This is a genomic window from Kitasatospora sp. NPDC088783, assembly GCF_044750705.1.
GTDB classification, from domain to species: domain Bacteria; phylum Actinomycetota; class Actinomycetes; order Streptomycetales; family Streptomycetaceae; genus Kitasatospora; species Kitasatospora fiedleri.
This window is the reverse complement of the sequence record NZ_JBIVKJ010000010.1, coordinates 238,927-255,641: the sequence shown is the minus strand read 5'-3', so window position 1 is coordinate 255,641 and position 16,715 is coordinate 238,927. Positions and strand designations below refer to the sequence as shown.

The following is a 16,715-nucleotide window of genomic DNA, read 5'->3' as shown; positions in this document are numbered from 1 at the left end:
TCAAGTCTTGCGTACAGGAATGAAGGGGGACGGGGCGCGATCAGTCGTGCGCGTGCAGCGGCTTGCCGGCCAGCGCAAGGTGGGCCTCGCCGAGGGCCTCGGACTGGCTCGGGTGCGCGTGGATGAGCTGCGCGACCTCGGCGGGCAGGGCCTCCCAGTTGTAGATCAGCTGGGCCTCGCCGACCTGCTCGCCCATGCGGGCGCCGACCATGTGGACACCCACGACGGCGCCGTCCTTGACCTGGACCAGCTTGATCTCGCCGGCGGTCTTGAGGATCTTGCTCTTGCCGTTGCCGGCGAGGTTGTACTTGAGGGTGACGACCTTCTCCTTGCCGTACTGCTCGACGGCCTTGGCCTCGGTCAGGCCGACGGAGGCGACCTCCGGGTTGGAGTAGGTCACCCGCGGGATGCCGTCGTAGTCGATCGGGACGACCTTGAGGCCGGCGATCCGCTCGGCGACCAGGATGCCCTCGGCGAAGCCGACGTGGGCCAGCTGCAGGGTCGGGACCAGGTCGCCGACGGCGGAGATGGTCGGCACGTTGGTGCGCAGGTACTCGTCGACCAGGACGTAGCCGCGGTCCATCGCGACGCCCTGCTCCTCGTAGCCCAGGTCGGCCGAGACCGGGCCGCGGCCGATCGCGACCAGCAGCACGTCGGCCTCGATGGACTTGCCGTTCTCGGTCGAGACCCGGACGCCGTCGGCGGTGTACTCCACGCCGGAGAAGCGGGACTTGAGCTCGAACTTGATGCCGCGCTTGCGGAAGGCGCGCTCCAGCAGCTTGGAGGAGTTCTCGTCCTCCAGCGGCACCAGGTGGGGCAGGCCCTCGACGATGGTGACGTCGACGCCGAAGGACTTCCAGACCGAGGCGAACTCGCAGCCGATGACGCCGCCGCCGAGGATGATCGCCGACTTCGGGATGTAGTCCAGCTTCAGCGCGTGGTCGGAGGAGATGATCCGGTTGCCGTCGATGTCCAGGCCCGGGATCGAGCGCGGCACGGAGCCGGTGGCGAGGACGATGTGGCGGCCCTCGATCCGCTGGCCGTCGACGTCCACCGAGGTCTGCGAGGAGAGCTTGCCCTCGCCCTGGATGAAGGTGACCTTGCGGGAGGCGACCAGGCCCTGGAGGCCCTTGTACAGGCCGGCGACGACGTCGTCCTTGTACTTGTGGACGCCGTTGATGTCGATGCCCTGGAAGGTGGCGAGGACGCCGAACTCGGCGGCTTCCCTGGTCTCGTCGGCGACCTCGGCGGCGTGCAGCAGCGCCTTGGTCGGGATGCAGCCGCGGTGGAGGCAGGTGCCGCCCAGCTCGCCCTTCTCGATCAGCGCGACGCTCAGGCCGAGCTGAGCGCCACGGAGCGCCGCGGCGTAACCGCCGCTTCCGCCTCCGAGAATGACTACGTCGAAAACGGTGCTGGCGTCGTTCGCCACGTCACGTCCTCCATGCAAAAGGTGCGGATCGCCGGGCCGGTCGCGGTCCGGTGGGTGAGTGCCCTTGTAAGAGCGCCCAGTCGTGCCGGAAATACATCTTTGCACTTGTTGGCGGCAGGTGACGTCGGCGGGTGCCCCGGGGCGCACCCGGGGCGGCTCGCGTGGCGGCGGTACGACCCGTTCTCGGAGGTATCGTCGCAGCTCACAGCCGGGAAATCGGCAAGCGGAGGTACTCCGTCCGGGGGTCTTCGCGGTTCCGGTTCCGCCCTGCGGAATCAATTTTCGCCGGAGGCGAACACGCCATCGAATTGGCCCGCCCCACTACCGGCTGGTAATGCGCGTGGGGCCCGGCACCCACCGGTGCCGGGCCCCACGCGTCGGATCACTCGCCCGCGGCGGTGTCCTCCGCGAAGCGGACCAGGGTGCGCACCGCGCTCGCGGTGCCGCCCTTCGGGGTGTAGCCGTGCGGGCCGCCCTCGTTGAACGCCGGGCCGGCGATGTCCAGGTGCGCCCAGTCGACGCCCTCGGCGACGAACTCCTGCAGGAACAGGCCGGCCACCAGGCCGCCGCCCATCCGCTCGCCCATGTTCGCCAGGTCCGCGACGGTCGACTCGACCATGCCCTTGCGCAGGTCGGCCGGCAGCGGCATCGGCCAGGACGCCTCGCCCACCGCGCCCGCGGTCTCGTGCAGACGGGTGCGCAGCGCCTCGTCGTTGGCCATCACGCCGAAGGTGCGGGTGCCCAGGGCCAGCACCATCGCGCCGGTCAGGGTCGCCACGTCGACGATCACGTCCGGCTGCTCCTCGCCGGCCCGGACGATCGCGTCGGCCAGCACCAGCCGGCCCTCGGCGTCGGTGTTCAGCACCTCGACGGTCTTGCCGCCGTACATCCGCAGCACGTCGCCCGGGCGGGTGGCCGAGCCGGACGGCATGTTCTCCGCCAGCGCCAGCCACGCCGTCACGTTGACCCGCAGGCCCAGGCGCTTGGCGGCGACCACGGCGGCGAACACCGCGGCGGCGCCCGCCATGTCGCACTTCATGGTCTCGTTGTGGCCGGCCGGCTTCAGCGAGATGCCGCCCGAGTCGTAGGTGATGCCCTTGCCGATGAAGGCCAGCGAGGCCGTCGCCTTCGGGTGGGTGTAGGCCACCTTCACCAGCCGGGGCGGGTTCGCCGAACCGGCGCCCACGCCCAGGATGCCGCCGAAGCCGCCCTTGGCCAGCGCCTTCTCGTCCAGCACCTCGACCTTGAGGCCGTGCTCCTTGCCCACCGTCTGCGCCAGGGTGGCGAAGGACTTCGGGTTCAGGTCGTTCGGGGCGGTGTTCACCAGGTCGCGGGCCCGGTTCATCTCCTCGCCGATCGCCGCGGCGCGCTCCGCGGCGGCCTTGGCGTCCTTCGAGCCCTTGCGGTCCGCCAGCAGCACCAGCTCGGCGACCGGGGCCTTGGCCACCTCGCCCTTGTAGCTGCCGAAGGAGTACGCGCCGAGCAGGCCGCCCAGCGCGACCGCCTCGAACTCGTCGGCCGTCGCCGCCGGCAGGGCCAGCGCGACCTTCTTCGAACCGGCCAGCGTGCGGGCGGCCACGCCGGCCGCCCTGCGCAGCTCCTCGGCGCCGTACGCGCCGTCGGCGGCCGGGCCCAGGCCCACGGCCAGCACCAGCGGCGCCTTGGCCCCGGCCGGAGCGGGAAGCTTGACCGCCTCACCCTCGGCACCGGTGGCGCCCAGGGTGGTGAGGACCTCGGCCAGCTTGCCCTCGAACGCCTCGACGACCGCCTCGGCGCCCGGGGCGACGACCAGGCCCTTGGGCCCCTTCGCCACACCGACCACCAGGGCGTCCGCCCGCAGGCTCACGGCGGAAGAGGTGCTCACAGACAGTGCAGTCACGACAAATGCGTCCTGTTCTTTCGCGGTCCACAGCCGGTGGCGGCTCCGTTGCCGACCGGCAAAACCCAGGCAGACTCCGCGGCGAAACGGGGCGCAGGGCCAGGGTGCTCACCGCATGGTAGTCCGCATATTGGGATCCCGCCGCCCCGCCTGCCCCGTGCACGAACCGCCGCGGTCCGTGACGGTGCGTGAGTTCGTGTGCGGGGGCCGGACCGAGACCCGCTCACAGCAGCGCGACCGCCACCAGCACCGCCGTCGCCGCGGTCTCCACCAGCGCGCCCAGCACGTCCCCGGTCACCCCGCCGAACCGGCGCACGCACCGCCGCAGCACGGCCCCCGCCGCGAGTACGCCGAGCAGCACCGCGACCCCCAGCTGCCAGCGCAGCACCGCCGCCGCCCCGGCCACCAGCAGCGTCACCGCCACCGCCGCCGCCGGCCGCACGGTGGCCGCCACCATCGCCCCCAGCCCGCCCGGCCGGGCAGCCGGAACCGGACGCAGGCACCCCCAGGCCAGCGCCGCCCGCCCCGCCGTCGCGGCCACCGCCGCGGCCAGCGCCCCGCGCCCGGGCGAGACCCCGAACTGCCCGGCCAGCGCCGCGACCTGGGCCAGCATCAGCAGCAGCAGCGTCAGCACGCCGAACGGCCCGATGTCCGACTGCTTCATGATCCGCAACGCGTCCTCGGCGGGCTTGCCGCTGCCCAGCCCGTCCGCGACGTCCGCCACCCCGTCCAGGTGCAGCCCCCGGGTCAGCAGCGCGCCCACCGCGACCGCCGCCACCCCGCCCAGCACCGCCCCGCCCCGCCAGGCCACCAGCGCGCCGACGCCCCCGGCCAGCGCGCCCACCACCAGCCCGACCAGCGGCGCCAGCACCATCGCCGCCCCGCCCGCCGACCGGTCCCACCGGTCCACCCGCACCCGGAACACCGTCAACGTCCCGAACGCGAACCGCAACCCGGCACCGACCCCGGCCCCGGAACCCCCGGCCGCCCGCTGAGCCCCCGCCCCGGCCCGTTCGCCGTCCGCCCCCCGCCCCGCCGGGGGCGCGGGCAACCGCGCGGGTCCGGAAGACCGCGACGCGAGGCCCTCCGCCGACAGCTCCGCCGCCCGCCCGGCCTCCGCCTGCCCCGCCGCGGGCTGCCCCGCCTCTGCCTGCCCGGCCTCCGCCCCGGTCCGTTCGCCGTCCGCCGTCCGCCCCGTCAGGGGCGCGGGGAACCGCGCGGGTCCGGAAGACCGCGACGCGAGGCCCTCCGTCGACAGCTCCGCCGCCTGCCCGCCCTCCGCCTGCCCGGTCTCCGGCCGACCCGTCGACTGTCCCGCCTCCGGCCGACCCGCCTCCGGCCGACCCGCCCCCGGTTGCCCGTGCTCGCCGTTCATCCCGTGCCCTGACGGAGTCTCAGTAGCGGTCCAGCAGGTCCGCGGCCGTCGGCAGCTTGGCCGGGGCCCGCGGCGGGAGCGGCTTCGCGCTCGGGACGGCGGCCGGCTCGGCGAGGGTGTCGCCCGCGGCCTGGAGCAGCGGGAGGGCCAGCACCGCCGAGACGCCCTCGCCCATGGTGACGCCCGCCTCGTGCAGCGGCGTCAGCGTCAGCCGGTCGTACGCCTTGGCCTGGGCGGGCTCGCCGGTGAGCGCGGAGGCGCGCCACCACTCGGGGGCCCGGAAGGCGATCCGCTGGGCGACCAGCGCGCAGGCCGCCGAGACCACCCCGTCCAGCACGACGGGGAGCTTGCGGACGGCGGCCTGGAGCAGGAAGCCGGTGATCGCGGCGAAGTCGGCGCCGCCGGTCGCGGCGAGCAGCGCGAGCTGGTCGCCGAGCACCGGGCGGGCCCGGCGCAGCGCGTCGCGGACGGTGGCGCACTTGACCATCCAGGTCCGGTCGTCGACGCCCGAGCCGCGGCCGGTGACGGCGGCGGCGTCGGTGCCGCACAGCGCGCCGATCAGCACCGCGGCCACCGTGGTGGAGCCGACGCCCAGGTCGCCGAGCAGCACCAGGTCGGTGCCGGCGTCGGCCTCCTCGTCGGCAACGGCCATGCCGGCCCGGAAGGCCCGGGCGGCCTCCTCCGCGCTCAGCGCGTCCTCGACGTCGACCCGGCCGGAGCCGCGGCGCACCCGGTGGCGGACGACCTCCTCGGGGAACTCGGCGGGGTCGGCGTCCACGGCGATGTCGACCACCCGGACGTCCGCCCCGTAGCGGCGGGCGAGCACGGCGACCGGCGCGGTGCCGTCCAGCACGGCGCGGACCCGGTCGGCGGTGCCGCCGCGGGCGTCCAGGGTGGAGACGCCGAGCGAGGCGACGCCGTGGTCGGCGGCGAACAGCAGCACCCGGGCGCCGGTCAGCGGGCGGACCGGGGCCTCGCCCTGGGCGGACGCCAGCCAGGCCCCCAGCTCCTGGAGCCGGCCCAGGCCGCCGCGCGGCATGGCCAGGTGCTGCCAGCGCTCCTCGGCGCCGCGCCGCGCACCCTCGTCGGGCCGCTCGACGAGCGAGGAGAAAGTGTCGAGATCCACGGTGGTGTCCATCGCTCGGCAATCTACACGGACACCGCTTTGATGGTCAGCACCTGTCCGGCGACCACCAGCAGCACCTGTTCGGAGGCGTCGGCCACCGCCATGTTGAGCCGGCCGAGGGTGTCCCGGAAGCGCCGTCCGGACGCGGTGGCGGGCACCACGCCCATCCCCACCTCGTTGGAGACCGCGACCACCTCCCGCCCGCTTTCGGCCCAGGCCGCCGCCAGTGCCGCGCAGCGCTCCTCCACGGCCCGCTGCCCCCCGTCCAGCCACACCCCGTCCTCCCAGGCCCGGTGCTCGTCCATGACGGCGGTCAGCCAGAGCGCCAGGCAGTCGATCAGCACCGGCGCCGGGTCGTCCCGGTCCGCGAGCACCGCCTCCAGCGCGCAGGTCTCGGCGGTCCGCCAGGAGGCCGGCCGCCGGGCCCGGTGCAGGTCGACCCGCCGGGCCCAGTCGGCGTCGCCGTCCCGGTGCCCGGAGGTGGCCACGTACAGCACGTCGGAGCGGTCGGCGAGCAGTCGCTCGGCATGGGTGGACTTGCCGGAGCGGGCGCCGCCGAGGAGCAGGGTGCGGGGGAGTGCCATGCGATCATCCTGCCGGACGGAGCTTCGCCCCCTCGCGGGGTGGGCACGCTACCGTCACAACCCCAGTGGCACGACTCGCGGAGGAGCCCGGCATGGTGTGGACCTGGCGGTACGAGAAGAACGACGGCACCGTGGTGGAGCCGGCGAACGGGGCCGAGGAGTTCTCCAGCCAGGGCGACGCCGAGTCCTGGGTCGGCGAGGAGTGGAAGACGCTGCTGGAGGACGGGGTGGACCGGGTGGTCCTGGTCGAGGACGGGCAGGACGTCTACCCGATGAGCCTGCACGAGGGCTGACGCCCCGTCAGTTGCTCTGTCGGCGGCCCCCGGCCGCCGCCCGGGCGACCTCCCCGGTCACTTCTCGGCGACGACGTGCAGCAGCGCGGCGACGCGCCGGTACGGGTCCTGCTTGCCGGCCCGCTCCTCGGCGTCCAGCAGCTGGCCCAGCTGCCGGCCGTCGACCGGGGCGGCCTCGTCCGGCACGGTGTCGGTGAACACCCGCACCCCGTACCAGTGCCGGACCGGGACGGCGAAGCCGGACAGCGTGCCGGAGAGCTCGGCCAGCCGGTCGGCCCGGGCGGGCAGGCCCAGGCGGTTGGTGTACCGGGTGGAGTCGAAGGACTCCTGGCAGGCCCGCCAGTCGCCGGTCAGCCCGGGCCGCATGGCCAGCGCGTCGCCGTTGCGGACCAGCAGCGAGAGCAGGCCGCCGGGGGCCAGGATGCGGGCCACCGAGGCCAGCATCGGGTCCGGGTCCGGCAGGTACATCAGGGTGCCGTGGCAGAGCACCAGGTCGAAGCTGCGCGGCCCGAACCAGCGCCCGACCTGGTGGCCGTCGCCGGTGAGCAGCTGGACGCGCTCGCGGACCTCCGGCGGCTCGGCCGCCAGCGCCTGGTGCGCCAGGCCCAGGGTGGCCGGGTCGGGGTCTATGCCGGTGACGAAGTGCCCGGCCCGGGCCAGCCGCAGCGCCTGGGTGCCCTCGGCGCAGCCCACGTCCAGCACCCGCAGCGCGACGCCCCGGGTGAGCTGCTCGGCGAGCTGGCGGGTGACCAGCTCCTGCCGGACCAGGTTGTGCAGCCCGCCGTGCCGCTCCAGCCACTCGCCGGCCCCGCTGTGGTACGGCCCGCCGCGGGCCGGCAGCCGCCCGTGCCGCCCCTGCGGCGCCCCGTACCCGTGCTGCGCCGGGATGCCAGGTGCACCGAAGGCCCCGACCGGCGGCTGCGCGGGCGGGGCCCAGTACGGCGGGACGGCTTCCGCGGTCAGGGCCGCTCGCCCCGCTTGACCATCGGCTTGGGCAGCCGCAGCCGGCGCATCTGCAGGGTGCGCATCAGGCCGTACATCACGGCGCCGCGGGTGTCCTCGTTCGGGAAGCGCTGGGCCAGGCCCTTGCGCAGCTGGAGGCCGATCCGGACGAAGTCCAGGATGACCACCACGAAGAAGACCAGGAACAGCAGCGTGGAGAGCAGCTGCAGGTAGTTGACCCGGGTGATGCTGAGCACCAGCACCACCACCGCGTACGGCAGGAAGAACTCGGCCGCGGCCCAGCGGGAGTCGATGAAGTCGCGGACGTAGCGCCGCACCGGCCCCTTGTCGCGCGGCGGCAGGGCGCGCTCGTCGCCCTCCAGCAGCGCGGTGCGCTGCTTCTCGCGCTCCGCGCGCATCCGCTCGCGGGCCTGCTTGGCGGCCTCCTTGCGGTCCTTGGGAACGGTGACCCGGGTCTTCCGGTTGGCCTCGGCCTCACTGCGCTTGGGCGTGGGCCGACCCTTGGGGGCCTGCGGGTCGCGGGACGTCCTCTCGTCCTCCTTCGTCAGGGTGACGGTGGAGGAGGAGGCGGCGGATTCATCAGAGCGGCGTCGAAACACACTCCCAGCGTACGGGTTGACCGGCCGCTTTCCGGCGCGCCCCCGGACGCGAACCGATATCGATCCTGAGGACGATGCCGAACGGGCCTCCGCCGTAGCAGCATTGTTGCAGGCTGGTGCACTGCGCCGGGGACCGTGCCGCGCATACACTCGACCTGTCACGAGACGCAAACCCAGGCCCGAAGAAGGGGGCTATCGAGGCCCATGAGCGACGGAATCATGAAGCGTATGGGGCTGATCTTCCGCTCCAAGGCGAACAAGGCCTTGGACCGGGCGGAGGACCCGCGCGAAACGCTCGACTACTCCTACCAGAAGCAGCTGGAACTGCTGCAGAAGGTGCGCAGGGGCGTCGCCGACGTGGCCACCTCCCGCAAGCGCCTGGAGCTCCAGCTGACCCAGCTCCAGCAGCAGTCCTCCAAGTACGAGGACCAGGGCCGCAAGGCGCTGTCCCTCGGCCGCGAGGACCTGGCCCGCGAGGCGCTCAGCCGCAAGGCCAACCTGCAGTCCCAGATCACCGACCTGGAGACGCAGTACCAGGCCCTGCAGGGGGAGGAGGAGAAGCTCACCCTGGCCTCCCAGCGCCTCCAGGCCAAGGTGGACGCCTTCCGCACCAAGAAGGAGACCATCAAGGCCACCTACACCGCCGCCCAGGCGCAGACCCGGATCGCCGAGTCCTTCTCCGGCATCTCCGAGGAGATGGGCGACGTCGGCCTGGCGATCCAGCGCGCGGAGGACAAGACCGCGCAGATGCAGGCCCGGGCGGGCGCGATCGACGAGCTGCTGGCCTCCGGCGCGCTCGACGACGCCAGCGGCCTCGGCCGCAAGGACGACATCGAGGCCGAGCTGGAGCGGGTGGCCGGCGGCAACGACGTCGAGCTGGAGCTGGCCCGGATGAAGGCCGAGCTGACCGGCGGCACCCCCGCCGCCCAGCCGCAGGCGATCGAGCAGGGGAAGAACGACACCCCGCCGCCCACCATCAACTACAACAAGTGAGCCCGGTAGCAGGGGAGACGCACCAGCATGATCATGCGGGTCTTGGGTGAGGGGCAGTTCGAGGTCGCCGAGGGCGACCTGAACCGGCTGAACCGGCTGGACGACGAGCTGCTCCAGGCCGTCGAGGCGGGCGACGAGGCGGCCTTCAGGGCGGCGCTGGGCAGCCTGCTCGCGGCCGTCCGGGAGGTCGGCACGCCGCTCGCGCCGGAGTCGCTGGAGCCGTCGGACCTGATCCTGCCGGACGCCGAGGCGTCCCTGGAGCAGGTCCGCGAGCTGCTGCGGGACGAGGGCGACGGCCTGATCCCCGGCCTCCCGGAGTAGTTCGGGCGCCACACGTGACGAGAGGGCGGGCACCCCGGAAGGGGTGCCCGCCCTCTCTCCGTCCGGGCCCGCGGACGGGGGCGAATCGTTACGGCAGGGCCAGCATCCGGTCCAGCGCGGCCTTGGCGTGCTTCTCGGTCTCGGCGTCCACCGTGATCACGTTCGGCACCCGGCCCTCGACCAGCGACTCCAGCGCCCAGACCAGGTGCGGCAGGTCGATCCGGTTCATGGTCGAGCAGAAGCACACGGTGCGGTCGAGGAAGACGACCTCCTTGTCCGGGTGCGCCTTGGCGAGCCGGCGGACCAGGTTCAGCTCGGTGCCGATCGCCCACTTCGAGCCGGGCTCGGCGGCGTCCAGCGCCTTGATGATGTACTCGGTCGAGCCCACCATGTCGGCGGCGGTGACCACCTCGTGCCGGCACTCCGGGTGCACCAGCACGGTCACGCCGGGGATGCGCGCGCGGACCTCGTCCACCGACTCCACGCTGAACCGGCCGTGCACCGAGCAGTGGCCGCGCCACAGGATCATCTTCGCGTTCCGCAGCTGCTCGGCGGTCAGGCCGCCGTCGGGCTTGTGCGGGTTGTAGAGCACGCAGTCGTCCAGCGAGAGGCCCATCTGCAGCACCGCGGTGTTGCGGCCCAGGTGCTGGTCCGGCAGGAACAGCACCTTCTCCCCCTGCTCGAAGGCCCACTCCAGGGCCCGCTCCGCGTTGGAGGAGGTGCAGATGGTGCCGCCGTGCTTGCCGGTGAACGCCTTGATGTCGGCCGAGGAGTTCATGTACGACACCGGCACGGTGACGTCCGCGACGCCCGCCTCGGTCAGCACGTCCCAGCACTCGGCGACCTGCTCGGCGGTGGCCATGTCGGCCATCGAGCAGCCGGCCGCGAGGTCCGGCAGGACGACCCGCTGGCGGTCGGAGGTGAGGATGTCCGCGGACTCGGCCATGAAGTGCACGCCGCAGAACACGATGTACTCGGCCTCCGGGCGGGCCGCCGCGTCCCGGGCCAGCTTGAAGGAGTCGCCGGTGACGTCGGCGAACTCGATGACCTCGTCGCGCTGGTAGTGGTGGCCCAGGATGAAGACCCGGTCGCCGAGCTTCTCCTTCGCGGCGCGGGCGCGCGCCACCAGGTCGGGGTCGGAGGCGGCGGGCAGGTCGCCGGGGCACTCCACGCCGCGCTCGCTGTTCGGGTCGGCCTCCCGGCCGAGCAGCAGCAGGGCGAGCGGCGAAGGGGTGGGGTCCACGCCGTAGGTTTCGGTGGTGGTGGTCACGGGCGGCTGCCCTCCAGGTGCGGCCGGATTGACACCAGCCTTCTCGTCTATCTGACGCTATCTATGATAACCGGTTCTCGTCAGCCTGACGATGGCCGTCCTGTCGATGTGACGAGAACCGCTCACCAGGATGGATGCTTCCGACGCGAGGACCCGCCGTACCCTCCGGTTGGCTGGACCCATGAAGGCAATCGTGATCAACCGCTACGGCGGCCCCGACGTGGTCGAGTACACCGAGCTCCCCGACCCGAAGGTCGGCCCCGACACCGTACTCGTCCGCACCCGAGCGGTCGGCGTCAACCCCGTCGACTGGAAGATCCGCGAAGGACACCTCGACGGCGTCCTCGACTCCCACTTCCCGCTGGTCATGGGCTTCGACCTGGCCGGCACCGTCCAGGCCGTCGGCGGCGCCGTCACCGAGTACGCCCCCGGCGACGAGGTGATCGGCTACGTCCGCAAGGACGTCGTCGAGGGCGGCACCTACGCCGAACTCGTCGCCGCCCCCGTCCGCACCCTGGCCCGCAAACCCGCCGCCCTCGACTGGGCCGAGGCCGGCGGCCTGCCCCTGGCCGGGCTCACCGCCCAGCAGTCCCTGGTCGGGGCGCTCGGACTGCGCCGCGGCGAGACCGTGCTGATCCACGCCGCGGCCGGCGGCGTCGGCTCGATCGCCTGCCAGGTCGCCACCGCCCTCGGCGCCCGGGTCATCGGCACCGCCGGGGAGCACAACCACACCTTCCTGCGCGGCCTGGGCGTCGAACCCGTCGAGTACGGCCCCGGCCTCGCCGACCGGGTCCGCGCGCTGGCCCCCGAGGGCGTCGACGCCGCACTCGACCTGATCGGCGGCGACGCCGTCGAGGTCTCCCTCGGGCTGGTCGAGGACCCCGCCCGGATCGCCTCCACGGTCGACTACACCGTCACCGCCCGCGGCGGACGCTACGTCTTCACCCGCCCCGACCACGACGACCTCACCGCCGTCGCCCGGCTCGCCGAGGAGGGCCTGCTCACCGTCCCGGTCGCCTCCACCTTCCCGCTCGCCCAGGCCGCCTCCGCCCAGGCCCTCAACGCCGAGGGCCGCACCCGCGGCAAGATCGTCCTGCTGGTGGACTGACCCGGTTCCGGCCGTCCGCGACAATGGGCTCCGCAGAGCCGTTCCCCCCACGGCTCACCACCCTCACCCGCACCACCGTGGAGCCCCGCCATGAGCACCCACCGGCCGCCCGACCTCGGGCCCGTCCGGCCGGACGGGCCGGCCCTCGACGACACCGACCGCCTGCTGCTCGAACACCTCAGCCGCGACGGCCGCGCCTCCTACGCCGAGATCGGACTGCTCACCAACCTCTCCGCCACCGCCGTCCGCCGCCGGATCGACCGGCTGCGGGCGCGCGGGGCGGTCCGCGGCTTCACCGTCGTCCTCGACCCCGCCCTGCTCGGCTGGCGCACCGAGGCCTTCGTCGAGGTCTACTGCCGCCCCCGCACCTCGCCCGAGGAACTGCTCGCCTCGCTGCGCCAGTTCCCCGAGGTCGCCGCCGCCTGGACGGTCACCGGCGACCCCGACGCCCTGGTCCACCTGCGCGCCGCCGACACCCGCCACCTGGAAGCCGTCATCGAGCGCATCCGCAAGGAACCCGGCGTCCAGCGCAGCCGCTCCTCCGTCGTCCTCTCCCAGCTCATCTGACGCAGCTTTCCTGCGTGCCCCCGCCCGAACACGCAGGAAACCGGCCCCGGACGGCCGCGTTCCGACGCGCGCCCGCCCACCCCCGCTGCCTACGCTGATCACGCCCCCAGCACCGCCCGCAGCGAAGAGGACACCCGTGTACGCAGCCCCCGACCGCATGCACAAGCCGGACAACGAGCTGGTCGACCTCGTCTTCGACTACATGCGCGAACGCCTGCAGTACGACCCCGTCCCGCTCGACCACCCCGGCGACGGCACCCACCTGCGCCGGGCCCTCGCCGGACTGCTGAACGACCACGGCAACGACCCCGCCGACGTGCTCAAGCTCTACGACCACGAGCTCTCCCGCGCCGTCATCTCCGCCGACAGCCCGCGCTACCTCTCCTTCATCCCCTGCGCCCCCACCAAGGCCGCGCTGCTCTTCGACATGGTGGTCTCCTGCGCCTCCCTCCAGGGCATCTCCTGGCTGGAGGCGGCCGGCGCGATCGCCGCCGAGAACCAGGTGCTGCGCCTGATAGCGGACCGGGCCGGCCTCCCCGCGAGCGCCGGCGGCACCTTCGTCTCCGGCGGCTCGGCCGGCAACCTCTCCGCGCTGGTCGTCGCCCGCGACACCGCCCGCCGCCGCCTTGGCGTCGGCCCCGAGGCCCGGCTCCGGATCGCCGTCGCCGACCAGGTGCACTCCTCGGTCAAGAACACCTTCAACATCATCGGCGTCGAAGCCTTCCCCGTCCCCGCCGTCGACCGCCGCCTCACCGGCCCCGCCCTGCGCGCCGCCCTCGCCGCCGACCCGCACCCCGAGACGGTCATCGCCGTGGTCGGCACCGCCGGCACCACCAACGAGGGCATCGTCGACGACCTCGCCGGCATCGCCGAGGTGGCCCGCGAGCACGGCCTCTGGTTCCACGTCGACGGCGCCTACGGCGGCGCCGGCCTCTTCGCCCCCTCCGTCCGCGAGCGCTACAACGGCATCGAGCACGCCGACAGCTTCGTCGTCGACCCGCACAAGTGGCTGTTCGCCCCGTTCGACTGCGCCGCCCTGCTCTACCGCGAACCGCGCCTGGCCCGCGCCGTCCACACCCAGGACGCCTCCTACCTCGACGTCCTGCACACCGAGGGCGACGAGTGGAACCCCACCGACTACGCCTACCACCTCACCCGCCGCGCCCGCGGCCTCCCGCTCTGGTTCTCGCTCGCCGTCCACGGCGTCCAGGCCTACACCGACGCCATCGAGGCCGGCCTGCGCCTCGCCCGCGACACCGCGCGGCTCATCCGCGACAGCGAGCACCTCGAACTGCTCCACGACCCCCAGCTCTCCGCCGTCTGCTTCCGCCGCAAGGGCTGGACCCGCGACGACTACTACCGCTGGTCCCGGCAGCTCCTCGCCGACCAGGTCGGCTTCGTCACCCCCACCGGCTGGGACGGCGAGACGGTCGCCCGCTTCGCCTTCCTGCACCCGGGCACGACGATGGAGATGGTCGAGGAGATCCTCGCCACGATGGAGTGAGCGGGGCCGCGGACGCCTACAGGTAGCCGCCGTTGGGGATGTACGGCGCCGGGGGCCGCATGCCGCGCAGCGCCAGGTAGCCGCGGTTGGTGACGGAGAGGCCCAGGTCGAGGCCGACGTCCAGGGCCCACTCCTGCTCGGCGGTCAGGAAGGAGACCGCGGCCTCCTGCTCCGCCGGGACCCGGGCCAGCGCCTCGCGCAGCAGCCGGACCGCGATCCGCTTCGAGGTCGCGGCCAGCAGCTGCACGGTGCCGCCGTCCCGGTAGCAGTAGCCGGTGCCGGCCAGGGTGTCGGCGATCAGCAGCTCCTCGAAGTGGGCCAGCATGAACGGGTGGTCGGGGCCGTGCGCCGCGCCCCGCAGCCGGCGGTCCACCGAGTCGAGCAGGTGCAGGTGCGCCGCGCCGCCCGGGTGCACCGGGATGTCGCCGGGGTCGAGCAGCCGTCCCCGGTCGACCCGCCCGGCCAGCCGCATCGTGGGGTACAGCGTGAACCCGGCCGCCCGGTACCGGCGGGCCGCGGCCGGCGACGGCGAGGCGCACAGCATGCCGCGCAGACAGCCCCGCCCGTACGCGGTGGCCCGCTCCAGCAGCAGCCGCCCCACCCCCCGCCCCTGCGCGGAGGGCAGCACCACGAACAGCGGCAGCACCCACACGCCCTCGCGGCGCAGCGACAGCGCCACCCCGACGGCCTCGCCGTCCTGCTCGGCGATCCAGCACCCGTCCGGGTCCGTCACCGCGAGGTGCCGGGTCCGGGCCAGCGCCCGGACCCGGTGGGCCGCGTCGCCGGGCCGGTCGGGATCGTCCTGCGGCCGGCCGTCGAGATCGCGGAACGCGGCGCGGGAGACCCGCTGGACGGCCTCGGCGTCGGCGGCGGTGTTCCTGAGCTGACGAATGATCACCCGTCACATCCTGCTGCGCCCGGTGCGCGGGCGGTAGCGGTTTGCCGAAGCGGGCGGTGACCCGCCGGGCCCGGTGTGCGAGCATGGGGGGCGTGGGGGAGTGGGCGACGAAAAATGTCCCCCGAACGCACCACCTTCCGGAAATGAATCCGGGAGGCCGCTGGTTGGCACTGGCGGATCACAGTCGTCACAGACCGGGAGTAAGCATGACCGTCCAGGACGAGACCACCGTCGAGAGTGGCATTCTCCTCACCGATGCCGCCGCGGCCAAGGTCAAGGGCCTGCTGGAGCAGGAAGGCCGCGACGACCTCTCGCTGCGCGTCGCCGTGCAGCCCGGCGGCTGCTCGGGCCTGCGTTACCAGCTGTTCTTCGACGAGCGTTCGCTGGACGGCGACGTCGTCAAGGACTTCAACGGTGTCAAGGTCGTCACCGACCGGATGAGCGCCCCCTACCTGGGCGGCGCCACCGTCGACTTCGTGGACACCATCGAGAAGCAGGGCTTCACGATCGACAACCCGAACGCCACCGGCTCCTGCGCCTGCGGCGACTCGTTCAGCTAGGCCCCGCGCCGAGGCCCGGCACGCACGCCGAGGCCCGGCACGCACGCCGAGGGCGGCTCCCCCAGCACGGGGGAGCCGCCCTCGCGGCGTTCCGGAAGCGGTCGGGCGGCCTCTCAGCGCGGGTCGCCGCCCGCGACGCCGCTCTGCACGGGCACCTGTTCGCCCGTCGCGGTGTCCACCACGCCGCCGCCGGTCATCGGCCCGGGCAGGGTGACGGTCGCCTGCTGCTCCTTGACCAGCTGCGGGCACGCCTTGCCCGGCTCCGCGGTCTGGGTGATCACCACCCGCAGCTTCACCACCGGCGGGGCGGCCTCCTCGACCCGGACCCCGTACTTGTCGCAGATCCCGGCGGTGAAGAACACCGTCAGCTGGGTCGGGCCGTCCTGCCGGTACCCGGTCGCGGGGATCTTCACGGCGGTCGGCGGGCGCTCGCCGACGGCTATCCCCGGCGTGGTCGGCTGGGCCGCCGAGGGCTGCGGACTGGCGCTCGCCGACGGGCTCGCCGCGGCCGGGGCGGAGGCGGTGGCGCCGGGGTCGCCACTCGCGGACGGGCTCGCACTCGGCGAGGCGGTGGCGGTGGCGCTGACGGGGGCCGTGGCGGTGGCGGGCGAACCCGCGCCGCCGCACGCGGTCAGCAGGCCGGCCGCGAGGGCCGCGCCGAACAGCGCGGCGGCGGCCCGGCGCGGGTGCGGAGCCTTGGTGGGGGCGGCTGCGGTGCTCTCGTCCATGATCTGCGTTCCTCCCGAGGGTCGTGCGGCGCCGCGGTGAGCGGTACCGCGCCGGTTTGACGTGCCCCGGAGGAAACCGGTTCCGGCAGGATCCGGAGGAGCGGGCCTATCCGCCGTACTCCGGCATGCCCGCCACCACCCGGCGCGCCTCGATCGGCACCCGCACCCGCGTCACGGCCGGGGCCGACACCGTCGGGAGCGGCCCGGCGACCGGCCAGAACCGGCCCAATCGGCGCGAGGAGTCCAGCAGTTCGGCCAGCGACTCGGCGTCGGCGTCGTCGCGGCGGCGGCCCGGCCGCCACCCGGAGGAGTGATCGATCACCATGGCTACCCAGCTCCGATCGCCGTGCCGCGGCCACGCTGCCGCGGACCTGGACGGGGGCCGCGTCCGGCCCCCGTACTGGCGACCCTAGGCCGACCTGCGGCCGGAAGACAGCCCTACCGCTCGGTAGCACCCGGTCGGGCCGGTACCGTAGGCGGGTTGTTGCCCCCAGCTCCGGCCACCGCCGGGCCGCCAG

The 16,715-nt window shown here is 73.9% G+C and carries 18 protein-coding genes; 7 read left to right on the top strand and 11 right to left on the bottom strand.

Annotated features, from left to right (window positions below):
* Window positions 1–40: 40 nt before the first annotated feature.
* The 5 genes from lpdA to cobU form a co-directional block, all read right to left on the bottom strand.
* Window positions 41–1,447 carry a dihydrolipoyl dehydrogenase gene (lpdA, locus tag ACIP60_RS26735; RefSeq protein ID WP_400688540.1) on the bottom strand — a complete coding sequence of 469 codons (1,407 nt, stop codon included), beginning with the start codon at window positions 1,445–1,447 and terminating at the stop codon, window positions 41–43.
* Window positions 1,448–1,811: 364 nt separating this feature from the next.
* Window positions 1,812–3,308, bottom strand: coding sequence for a leucyl aminopeptidase (locus ACIP60_RS26730; protein ID WP_100835874.1), 1,497 nt, complete (start codon window positions 3,306–3,308; stop codon window positions 1,812–1,814).
* A 223-nt stretch (window positions 3,309–3,531) separates the two neighbouring features.
* The gene (locus ACIP60_RS26725) at window positions 3,532–4,260 is read right to left on the bottom strand and encodes an adenosylcobinamide-GDP ribazoletransferase (protein ID WP_400688538.1); all 729 of its coding nucleotides are present in this window, start codon (window positions 4,258–4,260) and stop codon (window positions 3,532–3,534) included.
* Window positions 4,261–4,702: 442 nt separating this feature from the next.
* A complete protein-coding gene (locus ACIP60_RS26720; protein ID WP_111553080.1) occupies window positions 4,703–5,821 on the bottom strand; it encodes a nicotinate-nucleotide--dimethylbenzimidazole phosphoribosyltransferase in 1,119 nt (372 codons plus the stop codon).
* Window positions 5,822–5,832: 11 nt separating this feature from the next.
* Window positions 5,833–6,393, bottom strand: a complete 561-nt coding sequence (cobU, locus tag ACIP60_RS26715) for a bifunctional adenosylcobinamide kinase/adenosylcobinamide-phosphate guanylyltransferase (protein WP_400688536.1) — start codon at window positions 6,391–6,393, stop codon at window positions 5,833–5,835.
* A 92-nt stretch (window positions 6,394–6,485) separates the two neighbouring features.
* On the opposite strand from cobU, the gene ACIP60_RS26710 reads away from it, so the two are divergent.
* Complete coding sequence (locus ACIP60_RS26710) at window positions 6,486–6,686, top strand: hypothetical protein (protein WP_400688648.1); 201 nt, start codon at window positions 6,486–6,488, stop codon at window positions 6,684–6,686.
* Between the two features lie 57 nt (window positions 6,687–6,743).
* On the opposite strand, the gene ACIP60_RS26705 is transcribed toward ACIP60_RS26710, so the two are convergent.
* Together ACIP60_RS26705 and ACIP60_RS26700 are read right to left on the bottom strand one after the other, a co-directional pair.
* On the bottom strand, window positions 6,744–7,388 hold the full coding sequence (locus ACIP60_RS26705; RefSeq protein ID WP_233533464.1) for a methyltransferase domain-containing protein: 645 nt from the start codon (window positions 7,386–7,388) through the stop codon (window positions 6,744–6,746).
* A 257-nt stretch (window positions 7,389–7,645) separates the two neighbouring features.
* Window positions 7,646–8,248, bottom strand: a complete 603-nt coding sequence (locus tag ACIP60_RS26700; protein ID WP_400688533.1) for a DUF3043 domain-containing protein — start codon at window positions 8,246–8,248, stop codon at window positions 7,646–7,648.
* 219 nt (window positions 8,249–8,467) lie between these two features.
* On the opposite strand from ACIP60_RS26700, the gene ACIP60_RS26695 reads away from it, so the two are divergent.
* Both ACIP60_RS26695 and ACIP60_RS26690 read left to right on the top strand, forming a co-directional pair.
* Window positions 8,468–9,241, top strand: a complete 774-nt coding sequence (locus ACIP60_RS26695; RefSeq protein ID WP_400688531.1) for a PspA/IM30 family protein — start codon at window positions 8,468–8,470, stop codon at window positions 9,239–9,241.
* 27 nt (window positions 9,242–9,268) lie between these two features.
* Window positions 9,269–9,562 (top strand): hypothetical protein, encoded by a 294-nt coding sequence (locus tag ACIP60_RS26690; protein ID WP_111553086.1) that lies wholly within the window; start codon window positions 9,269–9,271, stop codon window positions 9,560–9,562.
* 88 nt (window positions 9,563–9,650) lie between these two features.
* On the opposite strand, the gene nadA is transcribed toward ACIP60_RS26690, so the two are convergent.
* On the bottom strand, window positions 9,651–10,832 hold the full coding sequence (nadA, locus tag ACIP60_RS26685) for a quinolinate synthase NadA (RefSeq protein ID WP_400688528.1): 1,182 nt from the start codon (window positions 10,830–10,832) through the stop codon (window positions 9,651–9,653).
* Between the two features lie 181 nt (window positions 10,833–11,013).
* On the opposite strand from nadA, the gene ACIP60_RS26680 reads away from it, so the two are divergent.
* From ACIP60_RS26680 to ACIP60_RS26670, 3 genes are all read left to right on the top strand, one after another.
* The gene (locus tag ACIP60_RS26680) at window positions 11,014–11,940 is read left to right on the top strand and encodes an NADP-dependent oxidoreductase (RefSeq protein WP_400688526.1); all 927 of its coding nucleotides are present in this window, start codon (window positions 11,014–11,016) and stop codon (window positions 11,938–11,940) included.
* A gap of 90 nt (window positions 11,941–12,030) precedes the next feature.
* Window positions 12,031–12,507, top strand: a complete 477-nt coding sequence (locus ACIP60_RS26675) for an Lrp/AsnC family transcriptional regulator (RefSeq protein WP_100835865.1) — start codon at window positions 12,031–12,033, stop codon at window positions 12,505–12,507.
* Between the two features lie 136 nt (window positions 12,508–12,643).
* The gene (locus ACIP60_RS26670) at window positions 12,644–14,011 is read left to right on the top strand and encodes a pyridoxal phosphate-dependent decarboxylase family protein (protein ID WP_400688524.1); all 1,368 of its coding nucleotides are present in this window, start codon (window positions 12,644–12,646) and stop codon (window positions 14,009–14,011) included.
* Window positions 14,012–14,027: 16 nt separating this feature from the next.
* Here the strand turns inward: ACIP60_RS26670 and ACIP60_RS26665 are convergent, their stop codons facing one another.
* Complete coding sequence (locus ACIP60_RS26665; RefSeq protein ID WP_400688522.1) at window positions 14,028–14,909, bottom strand: GNAT family N-acetyltransferase; 882 nt, start codon at window positions 14,907–14,909, stop codon at window positions 14,028–14,030.
* A 206-nt stretch (window positions 14,910–15,115) separates the two neighbouring features.
* Between ACIP60_RS26665 and erpA the strand changes: the two genes are divergently transcribed.
* Entirely contained in the window at window positions 15,116–15,469 is a 354-nt protein-coding gene (gene erpA / locus ACIP60_RS26660) for an iron-sulfur cluster insertion protein ErpA (protein WP_033219641.1), read from the top strand.
* 113 nt (window positions 15,470–15,582) lie between these two features.
* On the opposite strand, the gene ACIP60_RS26655 is transcribed toward erpA, so the two are convergent.
* Both ACIP60_RS26655 and ACIP60_RS26650 read right to left on the bottom strand, forming a co-directional pair.
* Window positions 15,583–16,197 carry a hypothetical protein gene (locus ACIP60_RS26655; RefSeq protein ID WP_400688519.1) on the bottom strand — a complete coding sequence of 205 codons (615 nt, stop codon included), beginning with the start codon at window positions 16,195–16,197 and terminating at the stop codon, window positions 15,583–15,585.
* A gap of 106 nt (window positions 16,198–16,303) precedes the next feature.
* Window positions 16,304–16,522: a hypothetical protein gene (locus tag ACIP60_RS26650; protein ID WP_282205497.1), complete on the bottom strand. Its 219-nt coding sequence runs from the start codon at window positions 16,520–16,522 to the stop codon at window positions 16,304–16,306.
* Window positions 16,523–16,715 lie beyond the last annotated feature (193 nt).